The following is a 13,240-nucleotide window of genomic DNA, read 5'->3' as shown; positions in this document are numbered from 1 at the left end:
TGTATCGGACCCAAAGGGATGATGGGAAGAGGAGGGGGCAGCGTGATCGTGCTCCTGGCGCAGATGCGGGCGTGTGACGCTCGTGCGCCGCGGACATCGAGGGAGCCAGGGCGAGAGGCGGGGTTCGAACGCCTGCTCGGCTTTACGTCGTGGCTTCGGGTGACGCGATGAGCACCCTGCTGCTGCTTCTGCTGTTGGGGATGGCGGGGGCCGCGGGGCTGGCCGTCTACTTCGTGTCGCGGAAGCGCATCGAGCAGCTGGAGGTGGATGCGCGGGCCCTGACGGAGCAGGTGGAGCGAGGCCGCCGGCAATTGCGCGAGAACGAGGAGCGCTTCCAGACGTTGGTGGAGCGCTCGCCGGATGCGCTCTTCATCCACCGCGGTGGGAAGATCGTCTTTCACAACCCTGCGGCCTCCTCGCTGCTGGGCTACGCGCGCGCGGACGAGCTGCGGGGCCGCCCGCTGGTGGAGCTGATCCACTCGGGCGAGTCGGACATGCTCACGCACCCGGGGGACGAGCAGGGCGTCGAGGAGATCCACTGGGTGCACCGCGAGGGGAGGCTGGTGCTGGGCGAGGTGGTGACGTTCCCGCTGGTCTTCGACGGCCAGCCCGCCCGGGTGTCGATCGTCCGGGACATCACCGAGCGCAAGCACCTGCGCGAGAAGCTGCAGACGGCTGACCGGATGGCGGCCATCGGCTCGCTGGCGGCGGGCGTGGCGCATGAGATCAACAATCCGCTGTCCTTCATGCTGAGCAACGTGCGCTTCGTGCGCGACGAGCTGCAGGCGCTGGTGGAGGAGGTGGACGACAAGACGCGCGAGCGGCTCAAGGAGATCCAGGAAGCGCTGCAGGAGACGCAGGAGGGAGGCGATCGGGTCAGCGAGATCGTCCGGGACTTGCGGACATTCGCGCGCGGGGATGACGGCAAGCGCTCGCCGGTGAACGTGCACACGGTGCTGGACTTGTGCGGGAACATCGCCCGCAGCCAGCTCCGACACCGCGCGCAGCTGGTGAAGCGCTATGGCGAGGTGCCCGCCATCTACGCCAGCGAGTCCCGGCTGGGGCAGCTGTTCCTCAACCTGATCATCAACGCGGCGCAGGCCATCCCCGAGGGCGCGGACGCCAAGCAGCACGAGGTGCGGCTCACCACGTGGCGCGAGGGCCGCGAGCAGGTGGTGGTGGAGGTGAAGGACACCGGCGTGGGCATTCCTCCGGAGAACCTGCACCGGCTGTTCGACCCGTTCTTCACCACCAAGCCCGTGGGGGTGGGGACGGGGCTGGGGCTGTCCATCTGCCGCGGCATCGTGGCCTCGCTGGGCGGCCGCATCACGGTGGAGAGCGAGCCGGGCCGCGGTACCTCCTTCAAGGTGTTCCTCCCCGTGGGAGACCCCACGACGACCCCCGGCGCCCCCCTGCCGGTCGGGAGCCCCCATGGCGAAGGGTGACACGATCGATCGCATTGCCCCGACGCTGCGCCCGAACGGGCAGCCCGTCATGTACCAGCGCTGGCGGACGCTGCTCTTCCTGCACTGGGAGTTCCCCGCCGAGGTGGTGGCGCCGCTGGTGCCCCCAGGATTGACCCTCGACACATACGAGGACCGGGTGCTGGTGGGGCTGGTGCCCTTCACCATGAAGGGGGTGCGCCCCGCGGGGCTGCCGGCGTTCTCTCCGCTGTCGAACTTCCACGAGACGAACGTGCGCACGTACGTGCACCGCGAGGGGCAGGAGCCCGGGGTGTGGTTCTTCAGCCTGGACGCGGCCAACCGCATCGCCGTGAAGCTGGCGCGCGCCTGGTTCAAGCTGCCGTACCACTTCGCCCGCATGAGGCTGGAGTACGAGGGCGCGTGGATCTCCTACAGCTCGGAGCGGCTCTGGCCCACGCCGGTGCCGGCCCGGTGCGCCGTGCGCTGCTCACCGAAGGGAGAGGCCGCCGTCTCCAAGCCCGGAACGCTGCAGCACTTCCTGGTGGAGCGCTACTACCTCTACACCCTGCACGGGGGCTCGCTGTGGCGAGGCCAGGTGCACCACACGCCCTACCCGGTGCGAGGCGTGGAGGTGCAGGGGCTGGACGAGTCGCTGCTGGCGGCGGCGGGGCTCACCCGCCCCCAGGTCCCGCCCCTGGTCCACTTCTCCGAGGGCGTGGACGTGGACGTGTTCGGGCTCACGCGCCTCTGAGGCCTCTGGGGGGCAGTGCCCGCCGGCTCAGCGGCACCGGCCGCAGTCGCTCTCGCAGTTGTTGTACGTGGTGCCCGTGCCGCAGCTCTCGGTGAACTGGCACACCCCGTCACCGCACGAGTAGATGTCCGCCGGCAGCATGCGCGTGGTGATGGGCAGGTACGACACGCCGTTGTACGTGCACTGCGTGTAGAAGGTCCCCGTCGGGTCCAGCGTGCAGAAGTCCTTGCACGAGCCCACGTGGGCGATGGGCGCGCAGTCGGTGCTCTGGTCCCACGCCGACAGGCCGCACGCGCGCGGGCTGCTCTCCCAGGAGCGCAGCGCGTTGCGGTCATTGGCCGCGAAGATGCCCTCGTCCCGGAACGTGTTGCCGAAGAAGCACGCCTCCGTCTCGGAGTACTTCGTCAGCTCCGAGGCGGTGTACCCGATGGGGGTGCCCTGCGCGCTCTTGCCCAGCACGGAGATGGAGATGTGCATCCCGAACTTGTTGGCGTGCGCCGCCAGGCACGCGGTGATGATCTGCTGCTCGGCGATCGTGGCCGGGTACCCCGAGCTCCAGCGCGGCGCCAGCCCGAACAGGCCCTTCCACGTATAGGTGCGGCCCGTGGCCAGGCTCGTATACGTGCGCGTCTGACCGCTCGGCACCGCGCACTGCACCACGTACTTCATCACGCTCCCGCGCAGCTCCGGATCCTCCTCGAACCACGTCTTGAAGGTCGCCGTCAGCAGCCCATTGACAGACAGGCCGTTGACGGAGAGCCCATTGACAGACAGGCCGTTGACGGAGAGCCCATTCACAGACAAGCCATTCACCGAGAGCCCGTCCATCGCCGGCGTGTCCAGCTCGTCGTCCGTATCCAGCGCGGCGCCCCGCGACTCCAGCTCCGCGCCCTCGCCGGAGCCCTCCTCCGCCATCCCACATCCCACGGTCCCGCTCAGGCACATGGCCAGTGCCAGGAACCATGCTGCTCCACAAATGCTGCGCTGCTGTAACGAGTGGCCAGAGGAAACAATGGAGGACATCGTCTTCATGGCACTACCCCCCGCGGGAGAGGGCCGTGTGGAGCACGGCCGCGGTGAATCCGACAGTTACAGTGAGTCAGAATAATACCGCTAAAAATGATTTTAGCTGTCTCGCTGGAAGAGCGCCAGTCCAATAACTCTCAAAAACAACACCGGGCCTTCAGTCAGAGTCTGACAGTTCGCCCTCGGTGTGTATGTTTGTGATTCAGTTTGGCTCACGCATTGCGCGAGCCCGAGACAGGTGAGCCAGGGAATTGGCTCAACCCGAGACAGGAACGCCCAATAGCTGTCCTGCGCTCGGCGAGAGGTGTAGCCCGTTCGGCACCCGGACCACCCAGGTGGCGAGTTCCGTGACAGGCCCGCCCAGCACCTCGAGCGACGCGTCTTCTCCGCGCACTTCCACGGCGCCCACGTGGACACAGAGATGGACGTGGGCCCCCACGGTGGCGGCCAGGGACTCGGTGCTCCGGCGCAGCTCCCGGAGCGACTCGAGCAGCCGCTGGGATTCCTCGAGAGGCAGGGGATGGGCACTCTCCAGCAGCCGCACGCCCAGCAGCGCCGTGCCCGTCTGCAGCGCCAGGGAGAAGCCGGTGGCGCGCAGCTCCTGCTCCAGGCAGTCGAGCACCTCGGCCAGCACGGCGTGCACCATCTCCTCTTCCTGGCCGTCCTCGGCGAGCTCCACCTCGGCATGCACGGTGAGCGCCTGGCGCAGCGTGCCTCGCGGGCCCGTGGGCCCCACGTCCTGCACGGCCTCCCGGAGCGCGGCGAGGAAGGTGAGGGTGCCCGGGAAGCGGCTCGCGGCATCCTTCTCCAGGCAGCGCAGCACCACCGCGTCCACCGCCGGGGATACCGGCGCGGAGGCGCTCGCCCGCGGGGGCGGAGCTTCCAAGTGCAACCGCTCCAGCTCCAGCCGATCCTTGGAGTGGAACGGGTAGTGCCCCGTCACCAGCTGGAACAGCAGCACGCCCAGCGCGTACACGTCCGTGGCCGGAGAGATGGGCCCGTCGCGCAGCTGCTCGGGCGCCATGGCGAACGCGGTGCCCAGCCGCTGGCCGGCCACCGTCAGCCCCACCTGGCCCGTGGGCGGCTCGATGACCTTGGCGATGCCGAAGTCCAGCAGCTTCACCCGGGGCTGCTCCCCGTCCTCCACCACCATCACGTTGCTGGCCTTCAAATCCCGGTGGACGATGCCGGCGCGGTGGGCCGCCTCCAGGGCGTCACATACGGGCTCCAGGTAGGCGAGCGCTCGCTCGGCCGACATCCTGCCGCGCTCGTGGATGAGCTGGCTGAGCGTGCGTCCCTCCAGCAGCTCCATCACGTAGTAGGGGCTGCCGTCGGGCATCATCCCGAAGTCGTACACGTCCACCATGTGGGGGTGGCGGATCTGGTTGACGATGCGCGCCTCGCGCACGAAGCGCTGCAACATCTCCCCCTGGTCCGCCAGGTGGGAATGCAGCACCTTCACCGCCGCACGCCGCCCGAGGATGCGATGCTCACCCTCGTATACGCTGCCGTGCCCCCCGGAGGCAATCAGCCGCTTGAGGAGGTACTCTCCGGCGAGAACGTACTGGGGGCCCTCGGCCGTCTTGGCGGTGCCAGTTCCCGTATTCCAGGGGACCTGGGGTTTTCCCCCTTGGATGCGATAGGTGTCGTCGGAATCCCCCATGGTCTACACGCTAACTACCTGCTCCGTCGCATGCGAGAAATTGTCCTCGGCTGGGGCACACTCCTGGTACGAGCGAGTGTCGGCGATCGAGCAGCGCTCTTCCCGGTTGGCGGAGGCCCTGTTTGTTGGTGAATTCTCGCTTCTGCAACAGACGCGGTAGGTTGGACGATAGGGCGGCAAGGCTGGTGGGATTTCCCTGATTGCACAGGGGGGACGAGTGCCCATGACGACTCTGGATGATGTGACGACATGTGCGGGGGTGCCACTGGCGCCACCGTCGGCTGCGACGGGGGCTTGCCTCATCCTGATCAGCACGGCGATGCCGGCCTCCATCGGCAAGGCCTTCCCGTTGGGGCAGGGCGAATACGTGCTGGGGCGCGGCTCCGAGGCGGACATCCGCATCGATGACCATGGGGTGTCTCGCCGGCACGCGAGGATTGTCCGCACGGCGGAGGGCTCCTGCCACGTGACGGACCTGGGGTCGACCAACGGCACGTACCTCAACGGGGTGTCCGTCACCACGACGGAGCTGCGGGAGGGAGACCGGCTGCAGATTGGCACCGGCACGGTGTTCCGCTTCTCCGTCCGCGACCAGCTCGAGCCGCGCGAGGAGCAGTTGCGCCAGGCGCTGTCGGCCGCGCGCGTGGGCATCTGGGACTGGAACGCGTCCACGGGCGTGGTGACGTGGTCCGAGCATGTGGACCGGCTGCTCGGCCTGCCGGTGGGCAAGTTGTCGGGCCGGGCGATGGACCTGAAAGAGGTGGTGCACCCGGCGGACCTGTCTCGCGTGCGGGAGGTGCTGGCACAGGCGCTGGAGAAGCGCATCCAGGTGGAACTGGAGTACCGCATCGAGCCCGCGGGCAGCGGTTACCGGTGGCTGTCCTGCAAGGGTGACGTGCTCAGCGACATGGGCGGCGTGCCCGCGCGCATCACCGGCACGGTGATGGACATCACCGCGCGCAAGCAGGCCGAGCAGGAGCTGCGCCGCCAGGCCCTGCTGTTCGAGAGCTTCTACGACGCGGTGCTGATCACCGACTTGTCGGGCCGCATCGTGGACCTGAACCCGAGCGCGGAGCGGATGTTCGGGCGCGCGAAGAACGAGGCGCTGGGGCACACGCTGTTCTCGGTGCTGAACCCGGGGCAGACGGACATCCTCACGGCGAACATCCTCACCGCGCTGGACCAGGCGGACCGCTGGACGGGAGAGGTGCGCTTCGAGCGGCGGGACGGCTCGGTGTGCGCGTGCGAGTCGGTGGCCATGCCGCTGCGGGACTCGGAGGGGCGCACGATTGCCTTCATCATGGTCCACCGCGACATCACCGAGCGGAAGAACCTGCAGGCACGCCTGGTGATGGCGGACCGGCTGGCCTCGGTGGGCACGCTGGGCGCGGGCGTGGCGCACGAGATCAACAACCCGCTGGCGTACATGCTGGTCAACCTGCACCTCATCCGCGTGGCGTTGGAGCGGTTGGATGCCGTCTCGCCGCCGGGGACCGTGGAGCCGCTGGAGCAGCTGGTCCAGGAGACGACGCAGGGCGCCGAGCGCATCGCCGGCATCGTGCAGGACCTGAAGACGTTCGCGCGCGGCGAGCAGGATGCGCGGCTGGGGCCGGTGGACGTGCGGCGGGCGGTGGAGCTGGCGTGCAAGATGGCGGACAACATGCTGCGCCACCGCGCGCGGCTGGTGCTGGAGTTCGACCACGTGCCGCTGGTGGAGGCCAACGAGTCGCGGCTGTGCCAGGTGTTCCTCAACCTGTTGCTCAACGCGGCGCAGGCCATCCCCGAGGGCGAGCCGGCCGATCGGCACGAGGTGGCGGTGCGGCTGCGGATTCAGGGGCCGGGCAAGGTGGCGGTGGAGGTGCGCGATACGGGCCTGGGGATGACGCCGGAGGTGCTGTCGCGGGCGTTCGATCCGTTCTTCACCACGAAGCCCATTGGCGAGGGGACGGGGCTGGGGCTCTCGGTGTGCCACGGCATCATCGAGTCCATGAAGGGCACCATCACCGCGGAGAGCATGCCGGGCAAGGGCAGCACGTTCCGGGTGGTGCTGCGGGCCATGGGGCCGGAGGCCGAGCCCGTCACCCGTCCGAATGCTCGGCTGATCGATCCCGGGCTGGGGGCGCGGCGGGCCCGCATCCTGGTGGTGGATGACGAGCCGAACGTGACGCTGGCCCTGCAGCGGGCCCTGGGCTCCGAGCACGAGGTGTCCACGGCGACCAACGCGCGGGATGCGCTGGCGCTGCTGTCGCAGGATCGCGGCTTCGATGTCATCCTCTGCGATGTCATGATGCCGGGGATGACGGGCATGGATCTGTACGGGGAGCTGGAGCGGGCGTCGCCGGAAGTGGCCGGGCGGGTGGTGTTCATGACGGGAGGGGCGTTCACGCCACGGGCGGTGTCCTTCCTGCAGAGCGTGCCCAACCCGAAGCTCGAGAAGCCGTTGAACCTGGAGGAGTTGAGAATGTTGGTGACGCGGCGCGCCGTGGAGTCTCAACGATGAGTGTGCCCTCGGGGCCCTTGGAATCCTCGGCTCTGGAGGTCCCCTCCGCGCAGCCTGTGGTGTTTGTCCCGGCTCCGGGGTTGGTGGCTTCGGGTGGAGAGTTCACGCCCCGGGCGTTGGTGGGAGGTTGCATCATCGGAGCGCTGCTGGCCGTCTCCAACGTGTACATGGGGATGAAGACGGGTTGGTGGGAAAGCGGTTCCATCAGCGCGGCGGTGCTGGGCTTCAGCGGCCTGTCGGCGCTGGGGCGGCGCTGGGGTACGGCGCCCACCGCGCAGGAGAACAACCTGGTGCAGACGGCGGCGAGCGCCGTGGGGGCCATGCCGGCTGCCGCGGGGTTGCTGGGCTCGCTGCCGGCGCTGGCGCTGATGGATATCACCGTTCCCGCGTGGGGCGTGGTGGCCTGGGGCGCGGCACTGGGCGTGCTGGGCGTGCTGGCGGCGTACCTGTTGCGGCGGCGGTTGCTGGTGGACGAGGCCCTGCCGTTCCCCACGGGGGTGGCCACCGCGGAAGTGATTACCGCCATGCACCAGAAGGGGCGGGCGACACAGCCGGGGCGCGCGCGGGTGCTGTTGAGCTCGGGGCTGGTGTCCATGGGGATGACGTGGCTGAGGGATGTGACGGGATGGGTGCCGTCGGTCACGGCCATGCCGGGGAAGCTGGCGGGGCTGCCTGCGTCGAACTTCACGTGGGGGCTCGGGTGGAACCCCATGCTGTTGGCGATCGGCATGATGGTCGGGCTGCCCATGGGGCTGAGCATGCTGCTGGGGGCGGTGCTGGCCTGGGGTGGAATCGCTCCCAGGCTCGTGAGCACGGGGGCGGTGGCGACGAACGCGGGTTATGAGCAGTTCGTCGAGTGGCTCACCTGGCCCGGCGTGGGGTTGATGCTGGGGGCCGCGGTGGTGGCGTTGGCGGCGCAGGCGCGCTCCTTGGTGAAGGCGGTGAAGGATCTGCGGGCGGTGCGGAGCGGGAGTGGGGGCGTGGGACGCTGGGCCCTGGGGGTCGCGCTGGCGTCGGGGGCGGTGGTGTTGGTGTTGGGGCACGGGGTGTTCGAGCTGCCGATGCTCCACACGCTGCTGGCGCTGGCGTTGCTGCTGCCGCTGTGCGCGGTGTGCGCGCGCGCGGCGGGGCAGACGGACATCTCTCCGGTGAGCCAGATGGGGCAGATCACCCAGGTGGTCTCCGGCACGCTGTTTCCCGGGCCCCGGGGGCTCAATGTGGCGGTGGGCTCGGTGACGGCGGGCGCGGTGGCGCAGACGGGTGTGAGCCTCTGGTCTCTGAAGACGGGGCACGTGCTGGGGACGAAGCCGCAGCACCAGCTCCTGGCGCAGTTGCTGGGGGTCATCATCGGGGCGGCGGTGGGCGTGCCGGCCTATGTGCTGTTGATGAAGGCGTATGGCGTGGGGAGCGAGGCGCTGCCCGTGCCCTCGGCGCACCAGTTCGTGGCTTTGGCGGAGCTGTCCACTCGCGGGTTCTCAGGGTTGCCCGCGCATGCCTCGGAGGCGGCGTGGATTGGCTTCTGCGTAGGGGCCGGATTGACGCTCCTGGCGCGTGGGCGGCTGGAGCGGTTCGTGCCCTCGGCGGTGGCGATGGGCATGGGGTTCCTGATGCCGGCGCACTACTCGGTGACGATTGCCACGGGGGCCCTGCTGGTCGCGATCGCGCGCCGCGTGCGGCCCGATGGGGCGACTCAGCACGCCTCCGCGCTCGGAGCAGGTGCCATCGCGGGAGAGTCCCTCATGGGCCTGGCCATCGCGGCGCTCCTGGCGCTGGGCTTCATCCAGCGGTCTGGGTGAGGGCTCGGTCCAACATCCGGCGCAGTCGTCCCTCCATCACGTTGGGGATCCGGGCGGCCCGCTGCATGGCGTCCTCGAGGATGCGGATGGCCTCCGCGCGATCGCCTCGCCGCAGCGCCGCCATCCCCATCATCTCCAGCACCTCCAGCGGCTCCTGCTCCACGGAGACCTCCGCGGAGCGCTCCTGGAGCTGCCGCCATGCCTCCGGTGCCGCCTCTCGCGTGGTCAGCTCCACCATGACGAAGAGCACCTCCTCGGAGGGGCTCAGCCCCACGGGGTGCCGGCGCTGTGCCAGTGCCTCGCGCACCTGCCCGAGTCGCTCCCGGGCCCGGATGAACTGGCCCTCCCAGGCCAGCACTCGCGCGTGCAGCAGCAGCGCCCACGGCCTCGCGGCCACCTCCACGTGCTGCCGCTCCAACTCGATGGCTCGCGCGATGTGCGGCGCGGCCGAGGCCGTGTCTCCCGCCTGGTAGTAGAGCTCTCCCAGGTTGTGCTCGGCGAAGTACTCCCAGCCCACCACTCCCAGCTCGCGCCCCAGGTGCATGAAGCGCTCCTGGTCCTTGATCGCGCTCGTCAGGTCCTTGCGCGCCACCCAGAGGTTGCGGCGGTTGTTGATCGCCCCGCCCAGGTGGAACTGATCGCCGCGCTTCGTGCACGCGGCAATCACATCCTCCAGCACCGCCTCCGCTTCGGAGATTCGCCCCAGGTTCGGCAGGATGACCGCCAGCAGCAGCTGCGCCACCACCCGCGTCTCGTACCCCGCGTCCCCCAGCGTCAACGCGCGATCCGCCGCCGCCTCCAGCGGAGGACAGGCCTCCTCCCACTGACCCTGCCGGAACCAGCTGCGCCCCACCCCCAGCAGCAGCCGCGTCTGTACATAGGAGGAGGACACCTTCACCGCCAGCGCTCGCGCCTCCTGCACGCACGCCTCCGAGCGCGTGTAGTCGTTCACCCAGTCCAGCGCCATCGCCTCGTCCAGCAGCACCTCCACCTCGACGCGCGTGTCTCCCACCTTCCGAGCCAGCTCCCGCGCGCGGGTGAAGTCCGCCAGCGAGTCGTCATACCGGCCGATGCGATAGCGCATGAGGCCTCGCCCTCGGAACAGCGTGAGCCCTCTCAGCTCGTCGGCCGGATCCAACAGCCCCAGCGCACGCGAGTAGAGCGTCTCCGCGTCCAGGTATGCGTGGCGGCCTCGGGCCGACTCCGCCAGATCCAGGTAGAGCGCCAGCGCCTCCTCGCGCATCCCCGCCGTCGCGGCGTGGAAGGCCAGACGTGGCAGTTGCTGTTTCTCGTGGGCGGCGCGGCGGCTCTCGAAGAAGCGGAAGGCCGCGCGGTGGAGGCGGGCCCGCTCGGCCTCGGGCAGTGTGCGCGCCACGGCCTCTCGCACCAGCTCGTTGCGGAAGCTCAGCGCTTCGTGCCGGTGCTCCACCAGCAGCCCCTGCTCCAGCAGCCGGAGCGTCGCGTGGTGGGGATCCAGCGGGAACCCACTGGCGCCCCCCTCTCGTTCCAGCTCGTGCACCACGCCATCGGCCGAGCTCTCCGTGAAGTCCGAGCCCAGCAGCGCGCACAGGCGCGCGTGCGCCGCCAGCGCCGGAGGCAGCATGTTCAGCTCCCGCTCCGCCAGCCACTCCACCAGGCGCAGCTCCGGGACGGTGTCCAGCTCGTCCGTGACGAGGTACCAGCTCCCTCCCGGGCCCCGCTGGCGCACCAGCCCCTGGCGCTTGAGGGCTCGCACCAGCTCCACCAGGAAGAGCGGCACGCGCCGCGCCCGCTCGACGATGCGCTCCACCGCCTGCGAGGGGACATTCTCCACCGGGCGCAGCAGGAGTCGGCACAGCGCCTGCGCATCCCCAGGAGCCAGTTGCGCCAGGGTGACCGTGGCCCGGTGCGCCGCGCGCATGCCCCACGAGGGCCGGCTGCGCTCGAACTCCGGCCGCGCCAGCACGCACACCCAGAGCGGCACCTCGGCCTCGGCCAGACACGCGTACTCCAGCGCATCCAGCGCCGTCTCGTCCGCGAAGTGCGCGTCATCCAGCAGCAGGCACAGGGGCCGTTCCCGGGCGATCGAGGCCAGCAGCTCTCCCGCTGCTCGCAACGCCAGTGAGCGCAGCGCTCCAGGCGCCGCGGCCCGGCTCTGCAACTCTGGACTGTCCAGCCCGGACCAGCCCAGCGTGGCGGCCACTCCCGGCCACAACTCCGTGGCGAGCTCTGTCCCCAGCCGCTCGAAGAAGAGCTTGCGGCCCTCCTCCCCGCTGTCCGTCACCTCGCGCTCGAAGCCGTGAAGCCCCTGCCGCAACAGCATGCGCAGGGTGCTGGAGGGATCTCCCTGCACCGGCTCGCGCGCGCGGACCAGGTGGACCCGCGCTCGGGGCATGCCCTCCTTCAGCCTTCGAGCGAGCGCAGCGCCGAAGTGGCTCTTGCCGTGTCCCCGCTCTCCGAGCACGGTCGTCAGCGTGGGCGCCCGGCCCTCCACCGCGCCTCGCGCGCTCTCCCAGAGCCCCTGCAGCTCCTCGTCCCGGCCCACCAGCACGCTGCTGCCCAGCCGCAGCACGGTGACGTCCTTGCGCGGCTCCACCTCGGGAGTGCTCAGCCGCAGCAGGCCTCGCTCGGGCAGGGTGATGCAGCGCACGTGGGGCACGGCATCCGCCGCCGCCGGGGTGAGCAGCAGGGGGATGGTGTCCTGGGCCGCCGGGTAGCGCTCCTTCCGGGTGAAGATGCCGCCGAGGTAGCGCGCCGGAGCCCCCGGGCGCTGCTGCACGGTGACGGTGGCCACGTCGATGAGCGCGGTGGAGACGAGCCGCTGCTCCTCCAGCTCCTCGGCGGCCTGGATGGCCCGCTGCACCGGGTTCTCTCCGGCGTTGGGATCGAACACCCCCGCGAAGCGCGCGCCGTCCCGGTAGGCCACCTGCCCCCCGAGCCCCGTCAACACCTTCTGGATGGAGAGCGGGTTGGCCTGGGTGGTGAAGAGCAGCACCGCCACCGAGCGGCGCGTCTGCGGCGCCCGCGAGGACTCCGTGGACGAAGGAGCGCGCGCGGGAGGTTCCTCCACGGGCTTCGCCTCGGCGAGCGCCTCTCGCAGCGCACCGCGCGCGATGGCCACGCTGTCGAAGCGCCGGAAGCGCTCCTTCGCCAGGCACTGGAGGATGAGCGCCTCCAGCAGCGGAGGGACGGATGCCAGCTCCGACGGAGGCGTGGGGCGCCGCGAGAGGTGGGCCTGGAGGACGTCCGTCTGCACGCCGAAGAAGGGCGTCCGGCCGGTGAGCATCTCGTACAGCAGCACGCCCAGCGCATACACATCCGTGCGCGCGTCCAGCGTGGGAGAGCCCGCGCACTGCTCGGGAGCCATGTACTCGGCCGTCCCCGCGTAGGTGTTCCCCTCCGCCGGGCGAGGCACGTTGAAGGCGTCGGGCATGGCCAGCGCGCGGGACAGCCCGAAGTCGACGATGCGCACGCGCGAGGCCGTGTCGTCCAAGAAGAGGTTCTCGGGGGTGAGGTCGCAGTGCGCGAAGCCCTGGGTGTGCAGCAGGTCGAGCGCCTCGGCGATCGAGCGCGAGCGCAGAGAGAACTCCTCGCGCGGCATCGGCCCCGAGAGCTGCGCCAGGCGCGAGGCCAGCGTGGGCAGGGCGATGAACTCCATCACCACGTACCGGTTGCCCCCTTCCAGCGTTCCCTCCGCGTACACCGCGGGCACCGTGGGCGCCCCGATGGTGCGCAGGGTCCGGGTCTCGCGCTGGAGTTGCTCCTGGGCGACGGCATTGCCGGCATGGGCCACCTTGATGGCCACCGGCAGTCCGTCCGAGAGGCGGCGCCCCGCCAGCACCGTGCCAAAGCCACCGCGCGCGATGAGGCGCTCGGCCTGGTAGCCGGAGAGAAGGAGCTCCGGGACCGCGGAGCTCTCGGGCGGCGCAGCGACAGCTTCCGTGGGGGAAGTCCCCAGGGAACACTGGGTGTGAGACCCCTCCCAGCGCCGCCCGCATGTCAGACAGCGAGGCACGCTGCTGACTCTACGTGTCCGGCCCGGTGGCTTCCATCATGGGGGGCCGCTCAGGCCGCGGGGGGTCGAGTATTTGGATCGGCTCT

Annotated in this window: 7 protein-coding genes; 4 read left to right on the top strand and 3 right to left on the bottom strand. The window is 70.1% G+C overall.

Annotated features, from left to right (window positions below):
• Positions 1–167: 167 nt before the first annotated feature.
• Positions 168–1,445, top strand: coding sequence for a two-component system sensor histidine kinase NtrB (locus KY501_RS20915; RefSeq protein ID WP_224364977.1), 1,278 nt, complete (start codon positions 168–170; stop codon positions 1,443–1,445).
• Entirely contained in the window at positions 1,432–2,175 is a 744-nt protein-coding gene (locus KY501_RS20910) for a YqjF family protein (RefSeq protein ID WP_224364976.1), read from the top strand. The genes KY501_RS20915 and KY501_RS20910 overlap by 14 nt, the downstream gene beginning before the upstream one ends.
• A gap of 27 nt (positions 2,176–2,202) precedes the next feature.
• Here the strand turns inward: KY501_RS20910 and KY501_RS20905 are convergent, their stop codons facing one another.
• Together KY501_RS20905 and KY501_RS20900 are read right to left on the bottom strand one after the other, a co-directional pair.
• On the bottom strand, positions 2,203–3,207 hold the full coding sequence (locus KY501_RS20905; protein WP_224364975.1) for a hypothetical protein: 1,005 nt from the start codon (positions 3,205–3,207) through the stop codon (positions 2,203–2,205).
• A 250-nt stretch (positions 3,208–3,457) separates the two neighbouring features.
• Positions 3,458–4,864 (bottom strand): serine/threonine-protein kinase, encoded by a 1,407-nt coding sequence (locus KY501_RS20900; protein ID WP_224364974.1) that lies wholly within the window; start codon positions 4,862–4,864, stop codon positions 3,458–3,460.
• Positions 4,865–5,087: 223 nt separating this feature from the next.
• On the opposite strand from KY501_RS20900, the gene KY501_RS20895 reads away from it, so the two are divergent.
• Together KY501_RS20895 and KY501_RS20890 are read left to right on the top strand one after the other, a co-directional pair.
• A complete protein-coding gene (locus tag KY501_RS20895) occupies positions 5,088–7,364 on the top strand; it encodes a serine histidine kinase EspA (protein ID WP_224364973.1) in 2,277 nt (758 codons plus the stop codon).
• Positions 7,361–9,160 carry an OPT/YSL family transporter gene (locus KY501_RS20890; protein WP_224364972.1) on the top strand — a complete coding sequence of 600 codons (1,800 nt, stop codon included), beginning with the start codon at positions 7,361–7,363 and terminating at the stop codon, positions 9,158–9,160. The genes KY501_RS20895 and KY501_RS20890 overlap by 4 nt, the downstream gene beginning before the upstream one ends.
• On the opposite strand, the gene KY501_RS20885 is transcribed toward KY501_RS20890, so the two are convergent.
• Positions 9,141–13,154: a serine/threonine-protein kinase gene (locus KY501_RS20885; RefSeq protein ID WP_224364971.1), complete on the bottom strand. Its 4,014-nt coding sequence runs from the start codon at positions 13,152–13,154 to the stop codon at positions 9,141–9,143. The genes KY501_RS20890 and KY501_RS20885 overlap by 20 nt on opposite strands.
• Positions 13,155–13,240 lie beyond the last annotated feature (86 nt).

Origin of the sequence: Hyalangium versicolor, assembly GCF_020103695.1 — a bacterium.
In the GTDB taxonomy this organism is placed as follows: domain Bacteria; phylum Myxococcota; class Myxococcia; order Myxococcales; family Myxococcaceae; genus Hyalangium; species Hyalangium versicolor.
Note: the sequence above shows the minus strand (reverse complement) of the source record. Positions and strands in the feature narration are given on the sequence as shown.